General features: G+C 61.7%; 14 protein-coding genes and 1 riboswitch. Of the genes, 2 read left to right on the forward strand and 12 right to left on the reverse strand.

The window, feature by feature from the left end; genetic code table 11:
* Position 1: 1 nt before the first annotated feature.
* From PSV33_RS19635 to PSV33_RS19665, 7 genes are all read right to left on the reverse strand, one after another.
* Positions 2–4,816, reverse strand: a complete 4,815-nt coding sequence (locus PSV33_RS19635; RefSeq protein ID WP_300564413.1) for a PilC/PilY family type IV pilus protein — start codon at positions 4,814–4,816, stop codon at positions 2–4.
* 4 nt (positions 4,817–4,820) lie between these two features.
* Positions 4,821–5,450, reverse strand: a complete 630-nt coding sequence (locus tag PSV33_RS19640; RefSeq protein WP_300564415.1) for a PilX N-terminal domain-containing pilus assembly protein — start codon at positions 5,448–5,450, stop codon at positions 4,821–4,823.
* Between the two features lie 5 nt (positions 5,451–5,455).
* A complete protein-coding gene (locus PSV33_RS19645; protein ID WP_300564417.1) occupies positions 5,456–6,382 on the reverse strand; it encodes a PilW family protein in 927 nt (308 codons plus the stop codon).
* Between the two features lie 2 nt (positions 6,383–6,384).
* Entirely contained in the window at positions 6,385–6,996 is a 612-nt protein-coding gene (gene pilV / locus PSV33_RS19650; RefSeq protein WP_300564419.1) for a type IV pilus modification protein PilV, read from the reverse strand.
* Positions 6,997–7,076: 80 nt separating this feature from the next.
* On the reverse strand, positions 7,077–7,526 hold the full coding sequence (gene nrdR / locus PSV33_RS19655) for a transcriptional regulator NrdR (RefSeq protein ID WP_096697796.1): 450 nt from the start codon (positions 7,524–7,526) through the stop codon (positions 7,077–7,079).
* A gap of 100 nt (positions 7,527–7,626) precedes the next feature.
* The gene (glyA, locus tag PSV33_RS19660) at positions 7,627–8,871 is read right to left on the reverse strand and encodes a serine hydroxymethyltransferase (protein ID WP_300564423.1); all 1,245 of its coding nucleotides are present in this window, start codon (positions 8,869–8,871) and stop codon (positions 7,627–7,629) included.
* Positions 8,872–8,915: 44 nt separating this feature from the next.
* Positions 8,916–9,047, reverse strand: a riboswitch (ZMP/ZTP riboswitch).
* 55 nt (positions 9,048–9,102) lie between these two features.
* Positions 9,103–9,945, reverse strand: coding sequence for a lytic transglycosylase domain-containing protein (locus PSV33_RS19665; protein WP_300564536.1), 843 nt, complete (start codon positions 9,943–9,945; stop codon positions 9,103–9,105).
* A 947-nt stretch (positions 9,946–10,892) separates the two neighbouring features.
* On the opposite strand from PSV33_RS19665, the gene PSV33_RS19670 reads away from it, so the two are divergent.
* Together PSV33_RS19670 and PSV33_RS19675 are read left to right on the forward strand one after the other, a co-directional pair.
* Complete coding sequence (locus tag PSV33_RS19670) at positions 10,893–14,747, forward strand: DUF748 domain-containing protein (protein ID WP_300564426.1); 3,855 nt, start codon at positions 10,893–10,895, stop codon at positions 14,745–14,747.
* 210 nt (positions 14,748–14,957) lie between these two features.
* Positions 14,958–17,795 carry a DUF349 domain-containing protein gene (locus PSV33_RS19675; protein WP_300564429.1) on the forward strand — a complete coding sequence of 946 codons (2,838 nt, stop codon included), beginning with the start codon at positions 14,958–14,960 and terminating at the stop codon, positions 17,793–17,795.
* A 116-nt stretch (positions 17,796–17,911) separates the two neighbouring features.
* On the opposite strand, the gene PSV33_RS19680 is transcribed toward PSV33_RS19675, so the two are convergent.
* Genes PSV33_RS19680 through PSV33_RS19700 form a run of 5 tightly spaced genes read right to left on the reverse strand, consistent with a single transcriptional unit; the run spans position 17,912 to position 21,962 of the window.
* Entirely contained in the window at positions 17,912–18,694 is a 783-nt protein-coding gene (locus PSV33_RS19680) for a M90 family metallopeptidase (RefSeq protein WP_300564432.1), read from the reverse strand.
* A gap of 9 nt (positions 18,695–18,703) precedes the next feature.
* Positions 18,704–19,513 (reverse strand): UDP-2,3-diacylglucosamine diphosphatase, encoded by an 810-nt coding sequence (locus tag PSV33_RS19685; RefSeq protein ID WP_300564435.1) that lies wholly within the window; start codon positions 19,511–19,513, stop codon positions 18,704–18,706.
* A 35-nt stretch (positions 19,514–19,548) separates the two neighbouring features.
* Positions 19,549–20,058 carry a peptidylprolyl isomerase gene (locus PSV33_RS19690; RefSeq protein ID WP_300564438.1) on the reverse strand — a complete coding sequence of 170 codons (510 nt, stop codon included), beginning with the start codon at positions 20,056–20,058 and terminating at the stop codon, positions 19,549–19,551.
* Positions 20,059–20,064: 6 nt separating this feature from the next.
* Positions 20,065–20,673, reverse strand: a complete 609-nt coding sequence (locus tag PSV33_RS19695) for a peptidylprolyl isomerase (RefSeq protein WP_300564441.1) — start codon at positions 20,671–20,673, stop codon at positions 20,065–20,067.
* On the reverse strand, positions 20,670–21,962 hold the full coding sequence (locus tag PSV33_RS19700) for a L,D-transpeptidase family protein (protein WP_300564444.1): 1,293 nt from the start codon (positions 21,960–21,962) through the stop codon (positions 20,670–20,672). Before PSV33_RS19700 ends, PSV33_RS19695 begins: the two co-directional genes overlap by 4 nt.
* Positions 21,963–22,036: the final 74 nt, after the last annotated feature.

The raw sequence follows: 22,036 nt of genomic DNA on the forward strand, positions 1-22,036 counted from the left end.
ATCAATCCTTGAAGTTCCTGATCTCTCGCCAACTGACACGTCCGGACGCGATCTCGCTGACGCCCGCCTTGGTGGTCTGGGAGCCTACATTTCCGGCGCTTGTGATCCTGGTTCCAGTGCTGACGACGGCATCCCTCACTGTGTACCTGCGCGTTCCGTCCGCTCTGCGAATGGTGTAATTTCCATCATTGGTCAGTTCCATGGAAATATAGTTTGGTCGACTTAAAAGTCCGATCGAGCTGCTGAGCTGGACTTCTCCCGACGCGGCTCCCGTGAGCGGATTGAGCGTAAAGCTACGGCCGTTGCCGTCACCCGAGCAGTCGCCAGATGGAATGGTTGAATTCAACGTGATGCTGCTGGTTCCCTGGGCGCCTTCTACAGCGATGCGTTCGCGTATGTTTGGCAAATCAAAATACCAACCTCTCTTCTGGCCCGATCCGGTTCCAAGTGTAAAGGCCGTTGCGGAGATCGTTACCGTACTTGTTCCTTCAACGGCTGTTTGCTGCTGCAAATCACTTCTGGCCCTGTTGTAGTCTGAGGTACTCGTTCCTCCACCATCCCACACGCCGTAAATGGATTGAGTGCCGCTGGACGTGGCGTCTGTCTGCTCCATGAATTTGCCGGTTCCGAAAATTATCATTTGCCCGCGTTGCAAGGCGGTAGTGATCAGCGGCGCGACCGTGATCGGCTGACGTGTTCCGGCGCTTGTTGTGGCGGTGAATAGCGGCTTTTTGATGCCGCCGACAGCCTTGACGATGAGATCGTCACTGATGTTCTGGCTATTCAGACCGTCACTGAAGCTGAATTTCCACATATTGCCCTGCAAATCGCCAGCATACATGGCAGACGCTTCACCCCGATCTCCCTGGAGGTAGCCGGGATTGGCCAAGCCATTAGCGATGCTGGTGCTGGATGTCGGAACAACAATCTTGAAGTAATTTGTACCTTCGGCCCAAGCAGTCCCGGGCGCCTTGTCCAGACTCAACAGAAACAGAGCCTGATCGCCGTTGGCGTTGTAGCGGCCAGCTCCGTCGTTTACATAGTTGTTATAGCCGCTACCCACGGCAACAAACCATTTATAACTTGGCAATCCACCCGTAGTGGTGGCAGGGATTTTGATCTTGACGATCTTCGGTTGTAGCAGAACATTGCCCATCATCGGGTCGTCCTGGTCTGTGAACTCAAACAAAACCTTGCCCGCACCCGATGAACCGTCCTCAAAGGTATCCGGATTTGTAACATCTAGGGCAAAGACGCCTTGCGCTCCGCCTCCCATGCCGCTGACAAGGACAGTCCGCCAATCCGCACCGATTTTGGCTTCACCAACCTGCGGGACTCCATCCACGAAGGCGACATGCTGATACCCCTCGTTGGTCAACTGATTCAGTTTTTTTGTAACAGCCAGTGGGATGTAGGCGAACAGCTCTTTTCCGTCGCTTGCCCGGGTGGCGTGAAGCATGCCATCATTGGCGCCGACATAAATTGCGGCCGTGCGCGAGAGCATGGATTTCGCAAAAGTACCATAGCCACCGTCATCGACTATTCCGGGATCGGCTTCTTTCTTGTAGATAGGGCCGGAATTGATGATGTCGCCCATGATGCTGTTACGACGCCGGAAAGGATTGGTCGCTGCACCTTCCTGCGATCGTTCACCCCGCAGATAGCTGACCCGCAGGGCGCCGAGGCTGTCTGCAACGCCAGTGACCGGGTTTGAATTCAGTGCAGTGCGCATGGCCGCATCGAACTGGGTCAGGTTACCCGGTACAAATTCAATGCCCGGGCTGCTTCCACCCGTTTCCCGGCGATAGGTGTAGATCTTCCGCTCCGAGGGCCTGATGAAGGGGTCCACCGAAGCTGTCGCTGTTGACGCAGGAAGGGTGGACCCAACCGTCAGTATGTCGCCGCTATCCCAGACCACGTTCTGCAATGCGTCGATGGTTTCCGTGGTGGTGTTGAGCTGAAGAGATGACTTGATGACAGTGCCCGACCAGTCGCGTGAATCGAAACGCGGCGCATACAGATCACCGTTAGGTGAGCTGGTGGTAAACCGTTGCGAACTGATTGATGAGACAGATACCGATCCACTTTGGGCGCTCGCAGAGGCGAAAAACTTGCGTATGCCAGCGATCATCCGTTGCGCCTGGCTGGCGAGTGTATAGCCATCGGGAACATTCGGCAGTGTCGAGTCTTCCCACTCCTTGTTATTGACGCCACCACCCGAGGTTCTGAAAGGGTTTCCATCATCGTTTGCGTCATTGAACCAGCCATATTTGCCGGCGAGGTAAAAGCTGCTGTTGCGTGGCTTGATGCCTCGCGTATTGCCATCGATCAATCCATTGCCACCTTCGTCCACGTCGATAGTAAAGGTCTTGACACGTATTTCACTCAGCGTCTGGGTTTTTCCTCCAACGACAAGAGAGTCGTAACGGATGGGTTGCGTGTTGGCCCAATAGGCCGCCCCAGCCCAATAATGTGCACTTGATGAACCAGACCCTGTACCTGTCTTGTTCAAGTTCGTATTCGTCGACACGGTGTTGGGGTTTCCAGAGGTGTCCTGGTTACGTCCCAATGCGTCCTTGTAGGCCAGAGCAGTCCCGGTCTCGAAGCCTGTCAGAAGTTTGGTCCAGTCAACAGCGTTGAAGTTTGCAGGGAAGTTGGTGGTTGGTGGCGAGCCAGGTATTGCCTCCACCGATCTGGCAGTATCAGATCCGAGCGTGGATACACCATCAGTGGTGTTATATCCCGGAAGCGTTTTATCATTGTGGGTGTTCACGTCTCCGATGGCGAGAATGTAGTTGCGACGCTGGCAACCATTCTGAATGGGATCGGTCCAGGTCTTGTAAATCGGAAATTTGTCATACATGCCCGTGGTGAGGCTTGCAACGGCCGCCGCGGTGGGTTGCAGGCCCTGAAAATACCGCAAGGCCTCGTAGTACAACTCACCGACTGGATCGTTGCTTTTGTAAATGCCGGTGCTACCGAATTTGTTCAGGTAGTTCACCACGCCGCTGTTGGTAAAGGCTGGAGCCCCGGTGGGGAAAGCGCTGGACCCGGCCGCAGCATTGAGGGGGTCGTTCACAAAGATACCCGTTGCAGCGCTCCACTCCGCTTGAGCATTGGTCTGCAGAGCTCCGCTGGTATCCCGATACTGTGCGCCTACAAACTTCATGGGAGCGCGCAGGACGCCGCCATAACGACCGTTTCCATTTTCAAGTGCGTACCCAAAGGCCGAGACCCTGACGCCTTCTGCTTTCCTTTGAAGTTCCCCGATCGGTTTGTAGGCACCCGAGCCTGCTGTCTCGTTGGGATAACGCTGGCAAAACCGCACGCCGTCACTACCCGTTCGGGCCGGCCCTTCGCTTGCATCACATACCTGGACATAGGCCTTCATTCGCGCCGGTGATGTACCGTTGGTATAGACCTCATAAAGTGTGTAAATACTCGACTGATACCAGGTAGGGATCAATTGATAGTAGTTGTAGGTCGGGGTTGCACTGTAGACTTTGTAAACGGTTTTGGGCGTATACAGCCTGTAGGTATCGACCGTCCTGTTGTTGGAGGAACCAGCCGTTCCGGTGCAGGTATCGTTGCTGCTGTTGATGCGCAACCGATAGTTGGTTCCCGATCCCGATCGGCAGACATTCTTCTTCTTTGACGACTGGGATAATGTTCCCGTCGCCCCGTTGGGGCCCCAATTGGTGGAATTCAGTTCTTCGGAAATACCTTCGTAGTAAGGTGTTCCTACGCTGCCTGTATTGGCAACCCACGTCGTACCGACAACGGTGACCGGCCCGGCGGTCGGTGCCACCGTCGTTGTACCTGTCGTTGCCGTGTAGGCAACCGAAATTGGAGCGTCGCCAGTGTATTGGGGTGTAGACCCTGTCCCGGTAACCACCGACATGTTACGCGGTGTAGGGGTGACTTCTTCGGGCACCAGGGTACCTGCTGCAGGATCGGTGCCAGACGGCATGACCGTGGTCGTTGCCTCTGGTTGGCTCCGGTCCCAATACTTTCTTCCAAGAGGATCCAACACATACGTGGTGGTCGCCGTGTTGGTCGGCGTGATGGAAAAACCTTGGGTGCCGGACGAACCCGACAAATCAGGTACCAAAGGTGCAAAGATGTTGGCGTTGCCCGGTGTGCCGCAATTGCCGGCGCTTGAAGAATTGCCTACAAAGATCACATCATCGCAGGAGTTGAAGTAAACGGTGTCGTTGTAGTTGCTGCTACCACCGGGTGTGATGAACTGTGGCGTCACTTTCCCAACCAGTGCTGCTGCCACCTGCTTTTGAGGGAAATAAGTGGCGTTCCGGATACCACCAAAATCCGATGGCAAGAATGCCCGACCGAGCACCGTTTTGTCGGCGATATCGAGCACACGGTTGCCACCCGTCAGTGCGAAGCGCAACAAATCAATGGAGGATGTGGCCGCATAGTTCAATACATTGCCGCTGTAGCCGGTTCCCGACCCCGACGTGTTGCAGTATTTGTTGCTATCCACTGCGCCGGTGCGGCGGAAATAGCTGCCATTGAGCGCGCTGGTATCCGCCGCATCAAAATACTGGTAGCAGGCTTTGGGATCCCAGTAGCCCAGATATTCCTGGGCATGGTCATAGCTGGTGGTGCGGTAGGCCGCACCTGCAGTCGGAAATTCCACCGAGAGGGCCAGAGCGACATTCACTGCCTGTGACGTTACTGTCAGCGGGCCAACACTCAGGTCGACAGAGGGAAGCGATGGGGTCTGGGCGACGCTTCCTACAACCATCATTGCGACCGCGCCGCATCCAAACCACGATAGAAGTTTGCGAGTTTTCATGGTTTTAGCACCCTGGTGTTTGACCCGGTTTGAAAATCACGCTTTGCAGCATGACCTGGGTCTGTTTGTTCAGGCCATAACCCAAGCCCGTGACCAAAAAGGCCTTGGCATTGGGGAGACTGCCCGGAATGGTAAAGGGAATGGTTTCCACGATGTAGCGTGGAAGTTGCGCGGGAAGGGCGCTGTTGCCGGTTGAAAACCCCACGTCACGTCCCGAATACTCCCCCAGTTTGACATAGCGCCTGGAAGAGCTGGTGTCTTCGAAATCAATGGTTTTGTAAAGCGGGGTCGTGGTGGAAACGTTGGTGCTGCACAGGCCGCGGTTGTCGTTGGTGTTGCCGCAGCCTTCTGCGAACAACTCAACTTTGCGGCTGTACATATTGCAAACCCGGCTATTTGTCGCTGCGTTGGGCCCCATGATGTCAATTTCAGCATCACTGAGTGCTGCCTCGGCGGCCTGGAACGCTATTTGTCGATCTCTGTCGTTGCGCGCTGATTTTTCACCTAGCAAAGTAAGACGCGCACCAAAAGCGGCGATCATGAAAATTGCGCTGAGCATGATCAGAACCACGATGAGCGAAATTCCCCGCTGACCAGTATGCTGTGGGGACGACGGGTAGGAGGTACTGCGCATGACAATCAATCTTGCGGGTTGCGCAACTTGTAAGTCGCGTTGAATACGCGCCTTAGTCGGCCATCATTAGGAGGAGTGAACATCAAGCCAACTTCTGTGCTTGTGCCGGTGAAGCCCTTCCCCAAAGGGTAAAGGTTGTTTTCTGCTGCGGTAGCGGATTGCCCTTGCCCGCTACCGGGGTCGCCCCGAATGACCAGCCCGACACGTACGGCGACCACTTTGACCCAGTCAGCTGTTGCCACACTTTGACCGCTAACCCATCTGTCCGGCACGCTGTCGGCGTCAGTGTCCAGCCCGTACATCACCTGAAAAGTTTCCACGCCCTTGAGGATTGGCTGCGAATTGCGAGTCAATGTGGCGGCAGTAGGACTTCCTCGGGAGATGCACTGAAGAGCAGGCTCTCCGGTGCTGTCGACCTTGACCCAGAAAAGGCTTAGTGCAACATCGTCGCCATTGTCGGGGTAGTTCTGGGCCACGCCCTGGCAGTCGATGATGGAGCCGTCTGGTGCCAGCGGGTCGCTGAGCTTGCTGGACCCGTGAAACCGGAATGCGAGCGTGTCGCTGTTGTTGACGCCGCCATTGTCTGTTGCACCGTCATCGTCGATGTTGCCGGGGCTGGCGACTTTGGAGTTGTTGAACCCTCTTACCGTGGGAAATGTGGTGGGCACGAAGCGGCGGGTGTTCTCGTCACCGGAGGCATCACGCTGTGTAAAGTTCTGGTACCCGGCAAGGCGCGCAGACTGTCCGATAACCTCAAGCGCGAAACGACCACTTTCCTGGATCTCCTGACCCGCATCTACCGTTTTGTAGCTGGAGAGCGTCACTGAATAAAGGGCAATCGCAGCCAGGGTCACGAGGCTTGCCAGTACAAGTGAAACCAGCAGTTCCACCATGGTCAGTCCGCTTTGGGTACGGAAGCCGGGATGTGTCATGGTCAGTCCGTGAAATCTTTTTGGTTGCCGAAAGCAGTGATCACAACTCGTGGACGACTTTCGTCTGAGATCGCCTGCATGACCTTGTCGGTCTTGTCTGTTCTTGCCGCCCAGCCAAGCTTGATCATGAGCATGTCCCCCTGGTCATCGCATGCCCAACGGTACAAGCCTTCGGAGGCTCCAGATGTTTCTTTCGGGGCACTGTCCCTGCATACTTTGGCGCGTCCCCCGGGAAGTTCTGTCATGACCCGGGACTTCCAGTCGTTGATCATGTAGTCTGCAAGCTGCGTTTTGGTACAGGTAACTGTTGTGCCTTTGCAGTCCGTCACTGTGCTGGTACCGTTGATACTGGTGTCCAGAACACTGAAGGTGCTGGTGCCTTCAGACCCGGAAATAGAGGCGGAGGGAACGAGTTGTACGATTTCTTCGTAGTCACGTGCCAGCTGGGTAGCTACTGCGGCTTGTGCCGTGAATTGATTGCTGCGAAGGGAGGCTAGCTGGAGGCCAGCGGTTCCAAGCAATCCTATGGCAAGAATTACCAGTGAGACCAAGACCTCTATCAAGGCGAAGCCCCGCAGGTGTAGCGAAGGGGCCAGACGACGTGGGTGTTCCATATACGCAGTCTAGGGGTGTAGGGTTCAACTTACCCCTGTATCCCGACAGATGGTCGAAGGGAGGCGACGAGCGACTGGCTCTACCGCCTCACCTCATCCACCAGCGTCTTGAACTCGTCAATATCTTCAAAGCTGCGGTAGACGCTGGCAAAACGTACATAGGCGACCTTGTCGAGCTTTTTGAGCTCGCGCATGACGAGCTCGCCCAGTCGGGCCGACGGGACCTCGCGCAGGCCCAGGTTGAGAAGCTTTTCCTCGATGCGCTCGATGGCCGAGTCCACCTGTTCGGTGCTGACCGGGCGCTTGCGCAAGGCGAGGTTCATGGAGTCGAGGATCTTGCTGCGTTTGTACTCGATGCGGCGGCCGTCCTTTTTGACGATGGCCGGAAAGTTGACGTCGGGGCGCTCGTAGGTGGTGAAGCGTTTTTCACACGCGCCGCACTGGCGGCGGCGGCGTATGAAGTCTGCGTCTTCCGACACCCGTGTTTCCACGACCTGGGTTTCAAGGTGGCCGCAGAAAGGGCATTTCATGCGGCTTCACCTGAAAGTTCAAGCATTATTGGCCTCCGGCCCTCACAGGGCATGCGCAAGCAGCTATCAAAAGAGTAGCGCTTGCACATGCGTCGGTCCATCAACGGTAAACCGGAAACCGGCTCGTCAGCGCGTTGACCTTGGCCCGAACCGCTTCAATGTTGGCGGCGTCGCGCGGGTTGTCGAGCACATCGGCAATCAGGTTGGCCGTCAAACGAGCTTCCTCGTCCTTGAAGCCGCGCGTGGTCATGGCCGGGGTGCCGATACGCACGCCACTGGTGACCATCGGTTTTTCCGGGTCGTTGGGAATGGCATTCTTGTTGATGGTCATGTGGGCGCTGCCCAGTACCGCCTCGGCTTCCTTGCCGGTGATGCCCTTGGCGCGCAGGTCCACCAGCATGACATGGCTCTCGGTGCGTCCGCTAACGATGCGCAGGCCGCGCTGCGTCAGCGTTTCGGCGACGATTTGTGCATTTTTCAGCACCTGCTGCTGGTAGGCCTTGAACTCGGGTGCCAGTGCTTCCTTGAAAGCGACGGCTTTCGCGGCGATCACATGCATCAGCGGGCCGCCCTGCAGGCCGGGGAAGATGGCGCTGTTGATGGCCTTCTCGTGTTCGGCCTTCATCAGGATGATGCCGCCGCGCGGGCCACGCAGGCTCTTGTGGGTGGTCGAAGTCACCACGTCGGCGTGCGGCACCGGGTTGGGGTACACGCCCGCGGCCACCAGGCCAGCGTAGTGGGCGATGTCCACCATGAAGATGGCGCCGACAGCCTTGGCTACTTTCGCAAACCGTTCGAAGTCGATGCGCAGGCTGTAGGCCGAGGCGCCGGCAATGATCAGTTTGGGTTTGGACTCGTGGGCCTTGCGCTCCATCGCGTCGTAGTCGATCTCTTCCTTGTCGTTCAGGCCATAACTCACGACGTTGAACCACTTGCCGCTCATGTTCAGCGCCATGCCGTGGGTCAGGTGGCCGCCTTCGGCCAGGCTCATGCCCATGATGGTGTCGCCGGGCTTGAGGAAGGCCAGGAAAACGGCTTCGTTGGCCGAGGCGCCGCAATGTGGCTGCACGTTGGCGGCTTCGGCACCGAAGATTTTCTTGATGCGGTCGATGGCCAACTGTTCGGCCACGTCCACATGTTCGCAGCCGCCGTAGTAGCGGCGGCCGGGGTAGCCTTCTGCGTATTTGTTGGTGAGTTGCGAGCCCTGCGCGGCCATGACGGCGGGCGAGGCGTAGTTTTCGCTGGCGATCAGCTCGATGTGGTGTTCCTGGCGCGCGTTTTCAGCAACGATGGCAGCCCACAGTTCGGGGTCGGTTTGTTCCACAAGAATGGTGCGGTCGTACATGGCAGTCCTTCAAGACGTGGTCCCTGTCATTGGATGAATGAAACAAGGGCTGCCCAGGCGAACGGCTGAACGCTGTGGTCATCGCTTGAGCCCAGCGGTGCGCTTCCCAGTGGTATCCCACGTCAGCAGTCGCCCTGCAAAGCAGGAGCTGCCTATCGCCAGTCGCGCACACCCCTAGTGTAACGGACCCGGCGCCTGGCTGACGCCCGGCCGGTCAAAGGCCGGATTGGCTCAGGAGTTCGCGAGACTGGCGACCTTGTCGCCGGCCTTGCTGGCGGGCAGCTCGTCGGCGCCTGTGTTGGCAGGCAAGGATGCTGGAATGGCCAGAGGTGGACGCAGGGACGGCATGTAAGAGGGCGCCCGGCCACTGACGACAGCCAGAAGGCGGGCGTGTTCGGCCATCACCTTGCCGGCATAACCGCCATCGCTTTCCAGATTGGCTGCGCCCACGTAGAACTTCAGGCCGGCTTCCACCGAGCCGGCGCGGGCAATACATTCCTGCAGGACCTTCACTCCTACCCGCAGGTTGGTGACCGGGTCAAAAGCGGCGAGTTTCCCACCGAAGTTTTCGTACTTGTCGTGGTGGATCTTGGTCATCACCTGCATCAGGCCCTGGGCGCCGACCGGGCTCTGGGCGAACGGGTTGAAGCCCGATTCAATCGCCATGATCGCGAGGATCAGGGTGGGGTCGAGCTTGGCTTTCTGGCCGATCTCAAAGGCTTCTGCCACCAGCACGCTCAGCGGCTCAGGCGCCACGCCGTACTTGCGACTCAGCCAGAAGGCCACTGCGGCCTGCTGCTTCGGCAGGTCCCGGGGGTTGGCAGCCGTGGCACGCTCAATCGCGTCAGGCTCGGTGAAGCCGATGGCGGCTTCCTGGCGCTCCTGCAGCCAGGTCATCAGCCGGGATTCGCCGGCCTGACGCAAGTCGGGGCGGGCGGTCAGCGTGATCACGGCAAACACGACGGCCAGACCGACGAGCGCGAAGCTGTTGTGGGTGATTTCAAAAAAGCCCTGGGCGATGTCGTCTGCAATGTTTGCCAGACTGTTGCCCACGTTTTTCTGAAGTGTTCGCATCACCGATGCGGGGTTGGATTGTCCTGGCGCTGTCATAGCACTCCTTTCTATGCGCACCGGCTTTCTGAGCCGTACGCTTTGATTGGGTCGCCATCAAACCAAGGCCGTGCCTTGGGGGTGTTGACCCCTTGTCTGACTTTGCCGGGTTCGGCAGCGGATTCGGGTTGTCCCGTAGTTTTTGGTGGGACGGCGGATTCTAAGAGTGCGCTTAATAACTTGTCAATAATATCAAATTAATTTGATATGTGTATTAATGCATTAAAAGTAGAAATGAGGCCTCAAGACCCCCTATTTCTGCCATTCGAGCGGATTTTTGGGGTTTCGCTCTAGGCCGTGAAAACTGGGCCCGTGCACCAGAAAAAGACTGGATGTTTTTACAGTCAGGGCTTTTAACTCAAGTGCTTGCAGCGTTTTCCAGAGAAAGTGCCGGAACCTTCCAGCAGACGATTTGTGGACTCCTTGCGGCGAGTACCTCGTGCGTATGTAGGACAAAGGCTTGAAGATGTAACTGGCAAGAAAATGCCAATCACGGGCAGAGTTTTGATTGCAAATTTCGACTTGCACCCAGGGCGACGGAGGTTTAACCTGCAATTGCTTGAGTACCTCAAGCATTGCCGGGTAACCAATCCCGGACAAACCGAGAGCAATCACTTGCTCTCATCGCACTGGAGACGAACTTCTCTTCTTTGCGAAGCCAGACGGCATGAGCATCACGCCCGCCGTCAACCCCGGTCGGCCTTGCTGCCCGGGGTTTTTAATTTGTGACTGGCCTTTTTTGCCCAATCACCCATTGACCTTTTTCAGCCCGCGTTCAAGACTCAAGGCCTATGCCCGGCCATGAACTGAAACGCCACCCCTCCCGACTCTCCGGTCTCTTCAAGTCCTTGCCCGGCACAGCAGCGGGCGTGCTGCGCTCCCCCCGATGGCCTCGCCGCGCAGCCTGGGCTGTGGGCAGTCTGTTATTGCTCTGGGCGCTGGCCTATGCCCTGGTGCCGATGCTGCTGAAATGGCAGTTAGAAAAAACGGGTTCTGAAAAACTGGGACGGCAGGTCACGGTGGGCGCGGTCGATTTCCGTCCGTGGTCGCTGGAACTGACCCTGCATGACCTCGCCATCGCCAAAGCCGGCGCTGCAGAGCCGCCCGAGCGTGCCCGGCTTTCCCCAGGGGTGCCCCAGATAAAAATTGCGCGTCACTATATAGATGCAGAAATGCAATCGCTGCTGCGCCTTGCGCCAGTCGCCGACGCCATCGAGGTCGATGGACTGGCACTGGCGCTCACCCATCTGGGCCAGGGCCGTTATGACGTGGACGACATCCTGGCGCGCCTGAAGCCCCCGGCCGATGCACCGGCCAGCGACCCGCTGCGCTTTGCGCTTTACAACCTGGTGCTCGGTGACGCCAGGCTTGACTTCGTGGACCTTCCGGCAGGCCGGACCCATGCGGTGCGCGACCTGCACCTGTCGATTCCCTTCCTGAGCAACCTGCGCTCCCAGCGCGAGGTCAAAACCTCGCCGCACCTGGCTTTCAGGCTCAATGGCAGCCGTTTCGACACCGCTGCCGTCGGCACGCCTTTCGCACAGACGCGCAAGACCGACGCCACGCTGGCCCTGCGCGGGCTGGACCTGCGTCCTTACCTGGCTTACTGGCCGGAAAGCCTGCCTTTCAGGCTGGAAAGCGCGGTACTCAACGCCGACATCAAGCTTGCTTTTGAGCAGGCACCGGCGACCGTGATGCGTGTGTCGGGCACCGCCACCGCGGAGCAGGTGCGCCTGCTTGACACCCAGGCCGGCCGTCGGGAGTTGCTGTCCTTTGACCGGCTGGAGGTCGGCCTGGACGACGTCCGGCCGCTGGAGCGCAGCGTCAAACTGTCCGCCGTGACCCTGAGCGCGCCCACATTCAACCTGAGCCGCGACCGCGCCGGGCGCCTGAACCTGCTGCCGCCAGAAGACGAGTTTGCTACTAAAAACAGAGCTGACGGCGCACGTGCAGAAAGGGCTACAGGCCAAAATGATGTAGACAATGGGGCGAAACCGGCGGTTGCACCTTCAGCTGGCGCTTCTATGGTTACGCCGGTACCGCCGCCTGGGGCCAGCGCGGCAGCCGCCCCGTGGCGCGTGCAGGTCGACCGGGTGGCCGTGCGCCAGGGCAAGCTGAACTGGCTGGACGAAACCCTGACCACGCCCGCGCAGATAGGGCTGTCGGGCTTGACCCTGGATGCCTCGGCCATCGCCTATCCTTTTTCCGCCGACGCGCCCCTGAAGTTCGAGGGGGAGGTCGGGCTGGCGCAGCCGGTGGCCACTTCCTTGCCGGCAGGCCGCAAGGCGGCGGTGGCCGCCCAGGCTCCGGGAGCACCACAGGCTGCGACGGCGCTCCTGCGTTTCAGCGGCAGCGCCACCGACCAGGCGGCCCGGCTCACGGCCAGTGTGGCGGCCTGGCCGCTCAACATGGCCGCCAGATATGTGGGCCAGTTCCTGCTGCCGGCCCTCAATGGCCAGCTTGACGCGCAGCTGGGCGTGAACTGGCAGGCGGCCGGCGCCGGCAAGGCGCAGGTGCTGCAACTGTCCGCGCCGCAGATGACGGTCAGCGATGTCCAGCTCGCCCAGGGCAAGACCTCGCTGGTGTCTGTCAAGAAGGTGGAGCTTTTGCAGGCCGACATTGACCTCATGGCGCAAACCCTCAAGGCCGCCAGCATGCAGCTGGTGCAGCCCAAAGCCCGGGTGGAGCGCGGCAGCGACAAGCGCTGGATGTACGAACGCTGGCGTTTGGCGCAGGCCAAGGCGCCCCCGCCACCACCGGCGACCGGGGGGGTGGGCGCGCCTGCCTGGAGCGTCGCCATCAACGAGGTGCAGCTCGAAGGCGGCGCCATGTCGTTTTCCGACAAGGCGGGCGCCAGTCCGGTGAGTTTTGAAGTGAGCGCTGCCAATGCCCGGCTCGGGTCTCTGGTGCTGGACGACCGCGTGGCCGCCAAAACCATGCCCTTGAGTGCTTCGCTGCGTCTGGCCAGCGGGCGGTTTGAGCCGGGCAGGCTGGCTTTCAACGGCAGCATCGGCCTCACGCCGGTTCAGGCCCAGGGCCGGCTGGTGCTGGACCGGTTGCCGCTGCAGGCCTTTGAGCCTTATCTGGCCGACGCACTCAATATAGAGCTGCTGCGTGCCGATGCCAGTTTCAAGGGCCGCGTGGCTTATCGGCAGACGGCCGGCGGGCCGGTGGCGCAGCTCAATGGCGACCTGGCGCTGGAAGAGTTTCGTGCCAACACGCTGGCGCCCAGCGAAGAGTTGCTGGCGTGGAAGGCGCTCAGCCTGCGCGGCCTGCAGGTCGCGCTGGACCCGGCCCGGGCCACGAAGGTCGATGTCAGGGAGACCGTGCTGACCGATTTTTTTGCGCGGGTGATCGTCACGCCCGAAGGGCGAATCAACCTGCAGGACCTGGCCAAAGCTTCAGCCCATGCTGCTCCGGATGCTCCTGAAACCATAGCTGGAGAGGCAATCAGTGAAAGGGCTGGAGGCCTGAAGCAGGATCGAGCTTCCGGCGCAGCCGCCCCCGTTGCTCCGGCAGCGCAAGCAGTTGCAGCGTCGGGCAGGCAAGGCCCGGCCCCCGTCATCACGATCGGGCCGGTGCGGCTGGTCAACGGCAGGGTGCTGTTTTCCGACCGTTTCGTCAAACCCAACTACACCGCCAACCTGAGCGAGCTGAGCGGCCAGCTCAGTGCGTTTTCTTCCGTGGCGTCCGGCGCGGCATCGGGTGCTGCGCCTGCCATGGCGAACCTGGAACTGCGCGGCAAGGCCGAGGGCACCGCTTCGCTGGAGGTTCTCGGCAAACTCAACCCGCTGGCCAGGCCGCTGGCGCTGGACATCACCGGCAAGGTGCGCGACCTGGAGTTGCCGCCGCTGTCGCCTTATGCGGTCAAGTATGCGGGCTACGGTATCAACCGCGGCAAGCTCAGTGTCGATGTGAGCTACGTGGTGCTGCCGGATGGCCGGCTCACCGCCAGCAACAAGCTGGTGCTCAAGCAACTCAGTTTCGGCGACAAGGTCGAAGGCGCGGCAGCCAGCCTGCCGGTCAAGCTGGCCGTGGCCCTGCTGGCTGACCGCAACGGCGTGATCGACATCGACCTGCCCATCAGCGGATCGCTCAATGATCCGCAGTTCAGCCTGGGGCCGGTCATCGTCAAGGTGATCTTCAACCTGATCGCCAAGGCCATCACCTCGCCGTTCAGCCTGCTCGCCGGCGCATTCGGCGGCAGCGCCGAAGAGCTCGGCGTGGTGGGCTTTTCTCCGGGCAGTTCGCTACTGGCTTCTGAAAGCAAGGCCGGGCTGGACAAGGTCAGCAAGGCATTGACCGACCGGCCGGCGCTGCAGTTGACCGTGGTCGGCGCCAGCAGCCTGGAGACCGAGCGGGACGGCTTGCGGCGCGCGCAACTGGCCGCCATGGTGCAAGCCGAAAAGCGCCGCGCCATCGTGCGCGAAGGCGGCAGCACCGCAGACATTCCCGCTGTCAGCCCGGCGGAATACCCCGCGCTGCTCAAGCAGGTCTACCAGCGCGCCGACATGGCCAAACCGCGCAATCTGGTGGGCCTGGCCAAAGATCTGCCGGTTGCCGGGATGGAAAAACTCCTGATGGCCGACATGCCGGCGGACGACAACGCCATGCGCGAGCTGGCCGTGCAACGCGCCGTGGTGGTCAGGGACTACCTGGCCGCCGGGGGTGTTTCTCCCGCAAGGATCTTTCTGGGCGCGCCCAAAAACGCGTCTGCAGATGCCAAATGGACACCGCGTGCCGAACTTAATTTGGCGATGCCGTAAAAACAGCGAAAATAGCCGCATTGCTTCATTTCTGAAGCTTGGGTCGGGGTCGCGGGCATTTGCCCAGCGGCTCCTCTTTTTTACGCCGGTCCCGCCCTGTGCCTGTTGACGCCAACCGGTGGCAGCGCCCCAGGGGCAGACCTGCAATGTCCTGCTTCCTGAAGATCGCCGCTTCGCCGGTCCTACTCTATCCATATGCTGCGTTTCCCCATGTCCAAATCTGCCAAGCCCGAAACCCCCGCCGTGAAAACGCCCTCCACCAAGAGCGCCGACAGCCATCCGCTCGACGGCCTGACGGGCGGTGCTTTCTCCGCGCCCACATCGGGTGAACGCACGGCGCGCATTCGCGAGTGGCTCGCCACCGGACCGACGGCCGAGCAGATGGCCGAGGTTTACAAGGACCTGGCCAACCGGGACAAGGGCGCGGCCAAGCCGCTCAAGGAGAAGCTCGACGAAGCCAAGCGCCTCAAGAGCCAGGAAACCGTGGCGGCCGAGTGGGCCGAAAAAGGCAATGCCCTGCTGGCCCTGAAAAAGCTCAACATGGCCGATGCGCTGGCCTGGCAGCGGGACGCCGCCAAGGCCGGTGCGCCGCTGTCACGCGAGCCGCTGGCCGGCCTGAAAGCCCAGCTGGCCGAGCGCGTGAAAACGATTGAAGACCTGCAGCACCGCGCCCAGGTGCAGCGCGAAGCCGCCGTGCTGATTGCCCAGCGCATTGAAGTGCTGTCGACCAAACCCTGGCGCGACGCACAAGGCGTGTGGGAAGCCCTGCGCGCCGACGTGACGCACTGGCAGGCCCAGGCCGACGAGCTCGCGCAGGACGCGAACTGGCCCAGTGTGGATGCCAAATTCCCGCCGCTGCTCGACGCCTCGCGCGGCCAGCTGCTGGCCGTGTGGGAAGCCTTCCAGGGCGCGTTGTCGCTGGCCGTTGCGGCTGCCGAAGACGCCGCAGCGCCTCTGCCGGCAGTGCCGGTCTGGGCCGATGAGCTGCGCAGCGCGCGCGGCACGCCGCGCGGCGGCGACGCCGCTGCCGGCGAGCAGCCCGCGCGTGCGCCCAAGGTCAAGATCGATCCCGCAGTGCTCAAGGACATGCGTGAAAAATCAGCGGCCATCGTGCAGGCCGCGCTGGCCAAGCTGGAGCATGAAGTCACCGAAGGCCATGGCAAGTCCACGCCCAAGGTGGCGGCCGAGCTGCGCCAGGCGCTGAAGGAAAACATCCGCAACATCGACAGCGCACTCGAAGCCGCTGCACATGCCGCATTGACGGCGGCCGGCGAACTTGAAGGCTGGCAGCGCTGGCGTGCCGACCAGATCCGCGAGGAGCTGGTGGCCAAGGCCGAAGCGCTGGTCGCCAAGCCCCTGGGCGGGCGCAAGCAGCAGGAGGCATTGCGCGCCATGCGCGAACTCTGGAAAACCAGCGACCAGGGCGGCATTCCCAACCACGCGTTGTGGAAGCGGTTTGACGACGCCTGCAACGAAGCCCACAAGGTGGTCGAGGTCTGGCTCGAGAAGGTCAAGGAGCAAAGCGAAGCCGTCAAGGCCGAGCGCCGCGCGCTGATCGACGAGGTGTTGGCCTGGGCCGAAGCCAACAAGGGCAACACCGACTGGAAGTACCAGATCCGCAGCCTCAATGGTTTTGTCGAGAAGTGGACGGCCGCCGGCCACCTCGGCGAAAAAGCCTTTGCCGAGATCCAGCCGCAGTGGAAGGCCGCGATGGACGCGGCCGATGCGCCGCTCAAAGCCGCACGCGCTCAGAGCCTGGCGCACCGCAAGGCCATGATCGAGGAAGCCCAGGTGCTGGGCGCCGAGCCGCAACTGCACATCGACGCCGTCAAGGCGCTGCAGCAGCGCTGGCAACATGAAGCGCAGGCGGTGCCTATCGAGCGCAAGCAGGAGCAAAAACTCTGGGACGCCTTCCGCAAGCCGATCGACGACGCCTTCCAGCGCAAGACCGCCGAACGCGAAAAAGCCGCGTCGGCCCTGGGCGAACATGACCGTCTGGTGCTCGAGTTGTCCAAAGCCCTCGACGCCGCCAACGCGACTGGTGATGTGCAGAAAATTCGCACCGCGATGGCCGATCTGGAAGCCGGTTTGCGCGGGCAGTTCAAGCCGGCGGCACCGGCTGCCGTCGCTGCGGCTCCCGAGGCCGGCGCACCCGCTGCCGCGACGGCTGCCGCGCCGGATATGGAGTCAAATCAAGCCCCAGCCCTTGATACACCTGCGCAAGCAGCTCCTGAAAGCATAGCGGATGACGCTGTGACTGCGGACGCAGAAGCAGAAGCCGAAGCGCAAGCAGCAAAACCTGCGGCAGAGGAGGGCGACCAGACGCCAGCCGCTGCCACGCCGGCGGCTCCACCTCCCAAACCTGCCAAACCGGTGGTGGCCATGCGCGGCGACGACCGCCCCGGCATGCGCAAGGCTGAGGCCGCTCCGGCGGGCCGCGGCGGCAAGTTCGGCGACCGCAAAGACGCGCGCCCCGGTGGCGGCAAACCCGACGGCCGCGGCAACCGGCCCGCCGACAACAAGTTCGAACCCTACCGTCCCGAGCGCGAAAGCCGTTTCAGCGACAGGCCGGCCTACGAAGAACGTGGCCCGCGGCTGGGCGACGCCGCCTTCCGCGCGCAGCGCGAAGCTTTCGAGCATGCGCAGCAGGCGCTGCGCAAACTGTCCGAGCAGGCGCATGGCGAAGTGCTGACCCACCTGCTGACGGCCTGGGAAAAACGCGACCCCGCGTTGTTGCCGGATACGCAGGCCCTGGGCAAGCTGGTGACGCCGGCCACACGCAGCGCGTGGACGAAAGCCCTGTCGTCCGCTCCCAAAGGGGACGCCGCAGAAACCCTGCTGCGCCTGGAAATCGCTGCCGAGCTGCCGACCCCGGCCGAACACATCAGCGCACGCCGCATGTTGCAACTGGTGTTGCTGACCAAACGCAACGACCCGGCGCCGGCGCAAACCTGGGGTGAGGACGCTGCCAAAGTGCTGGCCGCGCCATATGACGCGGCGCATGTGCGGCGTCTGCAGAATGTGCTGAAGGCACTGATCAAACGCTGATCAAGGCTGGGAGGGGCTGGCGAGGGCTGGCCCTTGCGATGTCGCGTGGGCCTGCCGGGCCTGCCCTGGCGAGGCAGTAGCTTTGCTATCGATTCAGTAGCTGACTGCGAACGTCCTTAAAGGGCTGCGGGCCGATTGACCTTGAAAAACTGGTCGAACAGTGCGGTCAGTGCCGAAAAGTCCTGCGTGAAGCGCTCGCGGTTCACGAAATAGGCTTCACAACTGACCGCAAAAAATTCCGCCGGTGCCGTGGCACCATAGGCATCCAGCCAGGGCGGCTCGCCGCCGAAACGTTCAGCCATGGTGACCTGCTCACGAAAAGCGTCATAGGCCGGCTGCATCACGTCGTGCCAGGCCTTGTGCGCGGCACGCGAGGGCAGGGGCGGGCAGCCATCGGCGGCGCCGTCCTTCATGTCGATCTTGTGGACGAACTCGTGGATCACGACGTTATAACCATGGCCGGCCAGTGCGCCGGCCGAAGCCACGTCCTGCCAGCTCAGCGTCACCGGGCCGCGCTCCATGGCTTCGCCGGAAAGCACCTCGCTGTAATGGTGCACGACGCCGCTGTCGTCCTGCCTTTCGCGGCGCGCGATCATCTGCCCGGGATGAACCACGATGCCGACAAAGTCGCTGTACCAGTCCAGGCCCAGGTGCAGCACCGGCAGGCAGGCCTGCGCGGCAATGGCCACCGCCATTTCGTCGGTGACCACCAGGCCGTGCGCACCGGTGAATTCCTTGTGTGCCAGAAATTCGGCCACCAGGCGGCGCAACTGCGAACGCTCGGCCGCCGGCCGCTCCGCCAGAAAGGGATGGGCGGCCAGCGTGGCCTGCCACAGGGCGTCGGGGATGGTGTCGGCGCGTGGCGTGCGTACCAACAGCTGGCGCAACCAGTTCAGCATGGTGGCCACCTACAACAACGGGATGCGGCGCAAGCCGGCGGCCGTCAGGCGCAGCACTTCCGCGCGTGGCACGGCGGCGGTGGCGTCCCAGTCGCTGAGCACCACACGGGAGTAGCCGTGACCGAGGTCGTGCACCGCCGGCCGGTGGGTGTGGCCGTGAATCAGGATCTGCGCGTTGGCCGCTTCGAGCTGCTCGCGGGCCGCGCTACAGTCCACGTCGGCATAAGGGGCGCCGGACTGCTTGCGCGCCTCGCTTTGCTCGCGCAGGCCGCGCGCGATGGCCTGTCGTTCGGCCAGCGGCCTGGCCAGAAAGCTGCGTTGCCAGGCGGGGCTGCGCACCTCGCTGCGAAATTGCAGGTAGTCCACATCGCCCAGGCACAGGGCGTCGCCGTGCGAGAGCAGCCAGCGCTGGTGGTTGAAGCCCAGCACGGTCGGGTCGGCCAGCAAGGTGGCGTGACACAGCGCCATGAGACGTGGGCCGACCAGGAAGTCGCGGTTGCCGTGCATGAAAAACAGCGCCAGCCGGCTCGCCGTCTGGCCCAGCAGACGGGCGCAGTGGTCTTCGAAGCTGCCTTGCGCCCCTGTTGTGCCGGCCGCCCCCGCTGTCATGTCCACAGCGTCGTCACCGACCCAGACTTCAAACAGGTCGCCCAGAATGAACACCGCGTCGGCCGGTGTCCTTTCCATGTAGCGGCGCCAGGCGGCAAACGTGGTGGTATCGGCCGCCTGCAGGTGCAGGTCGGAAATGAAATCGACCGTGCCCCAGGAAGGCGGCGCATGGAGCTCCGCAATCCGGGGAACGGTCGACGGGATTTTCACGGGCTGAACTTGAACGGGCCCAGTCCAGACGGAGATCAGGCCAGCAGGACGGCTTTTTCAATCACGACGTCGGTTTGCGGCACGTCGTCGTGAAAGCCCTTGCGGCCGGTCTTGACGGCGGCGATCTTGTCGACCACATCGGTGCCGCTCACCACCTTGCCGAACACCGCATAACCCCAGCCCGATGCGTTGGGCGCGGTGTGGTTCAGAAAGGCGTTGTCGGACACGTTGATGAAAAACTGCGAGCTGGCCGAGTGCGGCGCATTGGTGCGCGCCATGGCCACGGTGTAGTGGTCGTTTTTCAGGCCGTTGTTGGCTTCGTTTTCGATCTCGCCGTCGGTGGGCTTTTGTTTCATGCCGACTTCGAAACCGCCACCCTGGACCATGAAGCCCGGGATCACGCGGTGGAACACCGTGTTGTTGTAATGGCCCTTGCTCACGTAGCTGAGGAAGTTGGCAACTGATTTGGGGGCCTTGTCCTGATCGAGTTCAAGGGTGATGACGCCGTGGCCGGCTATGTGGAGTTCGACTTGTGGGTTGCTCATGGGAGTTTATTTGACGAGGGTTGCGGAGTTGATGAGGATGGGTGTTCTGGGAACGTCGCTGGGGAAGGGGCCGCCCGGGCCGGTGGGTGTGGCCTTGATCCTGCCGACCACGTCCATGCCGCTGACCACCTTGCCGAACACGGTGTAGCCCGGGGACTGCGCGCTCGGGTTCAGGAAGTCGTTGTCCCTGACGTTGATGAAAAACTGCGACGACGCCGAGTCCGGGTCGTTGGTGCGCGCCATGGCCAGCGTGCCGACCACGTTTTTGTCGCCGCCTTTGGCCAGCGCTTCGCGCCCTTCATGCGCCACCGGTGGCCGGGTGGGTTTTTGCGCGTAGCTTGCATCGAAGCCGCCGCCCTGGACCATGAAGTTGTCGATCACGCGGTGAAACACCGTGCCGTCGTAGTGCTTGTCCTTAACGTATTGAAGGAAGTTGGCGACCGTTTTGGGCGCCTTGTCGGGGTAGACCTCGACGACAAAATCGCCGGCGCTGGTTGCAAACTTCACCCTGGGGGCGCTTGCCGCGCCCTGCGCCCAGGCCTGGCCGGCCACCAGCGCCAGTGTTGCAATCGCCAGGCAGGCGCGCCGGCCGATGGCCTTGTTGCAGAAAGTCATCCAATCACTCCTTCAAAGAATATTTTCCATTGCTTGCCCTGGCGCATCCAGTACTGGCGCCGCACCGGGCCTGTGCGCGAGCCGCTGAGCACCTCGCCAAAGGTTACCACCATGGTGTCGGTGCTGTCCGTCCAGCGCAGGTAAGACACGTCCTTGAGCTGCACGGTGCGGCCGCGCCGTCTGTCGGCCTCGCTACGCAGCTGGGCCGTCCAGTCGTCGCGGGTCTTGCCGTAACTGCTGAAGTCGCTGCTGTACAGACTCGCCAGGGTGGCGAGATCACCGGCCGATTTGGCCTGGTGCCAGCTGTTCAGCGCCTCTTCAAAAGCCTTGCTGTCGGCCTTGATGCTGTGCGGCGCTACCCAGGTGAGGCTCTGCGCAATCACCACCGGTGTGGTGCGTACCTCCACGGTACGGATGATGCGTTCCAGATCCGGATTGGCCAGCACCACACAGCCGTCGCTGGCCAGCGGCGCGCGCGAGAACTGGGCCGGCGGTGTGCCGTGCAGCCAGATGCCGCCGCCGGTCTTGCCGCGCTTGAGGTCCAGTGCATTGGGGTAGTTGATGGGCAGGGCGCCCGAGCCGTAGAAGTCTTTCAGGGACTTCGGGTCCAGGTTGCTGGTGACGAAATAAACGCCCAGCGGGGTGCGCGAATCACCCTCGACCGATTTTTCGATGCCGGATTTCCCCACCGAGATGTAGTAGTCGCTCACCAGCCTGAGACCGGTGGTGGAGTTTTCAAACAGGTAGAGCCGGGCTCGCGAGGCGTCCACCGCTATCGCATGTTTGTTGCGCGGCGACAGCGCCAGGAACTGCGAGGGAATGGTGCCCGGCGCCGGTCGCTCACGCAGCGCCTTCAGCCGCATCAGGGATTCCTGGCGCAGCTCGGCCAGCGTGCTGGCACCGGCCTTGGCGGTGCCGTCGGACACGTCGCCCAGCGTGCGCAGCGGGCGGGAGCGGGCGGCCAGCAGGTCGCCATAGACCAGCTGGGCAAGCTGGAAGTTGGGGTGGTCATTGACCAGGCGCTCGGCCTTGACCAGTGCCTCGCGCCCCCGGGCCTGACCGGCGAGTTTGTAGATCTCGATCAGGCGGGCTTCGGCTTCGCCGTCCCTGACTGCCGGCCGCGCGGCTGGCGGGGGCGGCGCGGCGCTGCGTTTATGGGCGGCTCCCTTTCCGGGGGAGGAGGCCGCGGTGGTGGCGTGGGGCTTTCTCTTGTCCACGCTCTGGGCCAGGGCGGGGCCGCACATCACCGACAGTGCCGTGACGAGGAGGGTGGCGGATGCCCGTTGCATGGGTGAAGGGGTGAGGGTCAGTGGCCGTGGAAAATGTCGGGCAGGAGCCGGGGGGTGCGTTTGCAACTGGCGGC

It is taken from the genome of Polaromonas sp. (assembly GCF_029945895.1).
In the GTDB taxonomy this organism is placed as follows: Bacteria; Pseudomonadota; Gammaproteobacteria; order Burkholderiales; family Burkholderiaceae_C; genus Polaromonas.

Bases quoted from the DNA above. Each gene is read 5' to 3' on its own strand.
- PSV33_RS19635 (WP_300564413.1), bottom strand. From the start codon at position 4,816: ATGAAAACTCGCAAACTTCTATCGTGGTTTGGATGCGGCGCGGTCGCA.
- PSV33_RS19640 (WP_300564415.1), bottom strand. From the start codon at position 5,450: ATGCGCAGTACCTCCTACCCGTCGTCCCCACAGCATACTGGTCAGCGG.
- PSV33_RS19645 (WP_300564417.1), bottom strand. From the start codon at position 6,382: ATGACACATCCCGGCTTCCGTACCCAAAGCGGACTGACCATGGTGGAA.
- pilV (WP_300564419.1), bottom strand. From the start codon at position 6,996: ATGGAACACCCACGTCGTCTGGCCCCTTCGCTACACCTGCGGGGCTTC.
- nrdR (WP_096697796.1), bottom strand. From the start codon at position 7,526: ATGAAATGCCCTTTCTGCGGCCACCTTGAAACCCAGGTCGTGGAAACA.
- glyA (WP_300564423.1), bottom strand. From the start codon at position 8,871: ATGTACGACCGCACCATTCTTGTGGAACAAACCGACCCCGAACTGTGG.
- PSV33_RS19665 (WP_300564536.1), bottom strand. From the start codon at position 9,945: ATGCGAACACTTCAGAAAAACGTGGGCAACAGTCTGGCAAACATTGCA.
- PSV33_RS19675 (WP_300564429.1), top strand. From the start codon at position 14,958: ATGTCCAAATCTGCCAAGCCCGAAACCCCCGCCGTGAAAACGCCCTCC.
- PSV33_RS19680 (WP_300564432.1), bottom strand. From the start codon at position 18,694: ATGCTGAACTGGTTGCGCCAGCTGTTGGTACGCACGCCACGCGCCGAC.
- PSV33_RS19690 (WP_300564438.1), bottom strand. From the start codon at position 20,058: ATGAGCAACCCACAAGTCGAACTCCACATAGCCGGCCACGGCGTCATC.
- PSV33_RS19695 (WP_300564441.1), bottom strand. From the start codon at position 20,673: ATGACTTTCTGCAACAAGGCCATCGGCCGGCGCGCCTGCCTGGCGATT.
- PSV33_RS19700 (WP_300564444.1), bottom strand. From the start codon at position 21,962: ATGCAACGGGCATCCGCCACCCTCCTCGTCACGGCACTGTCGGTGATG.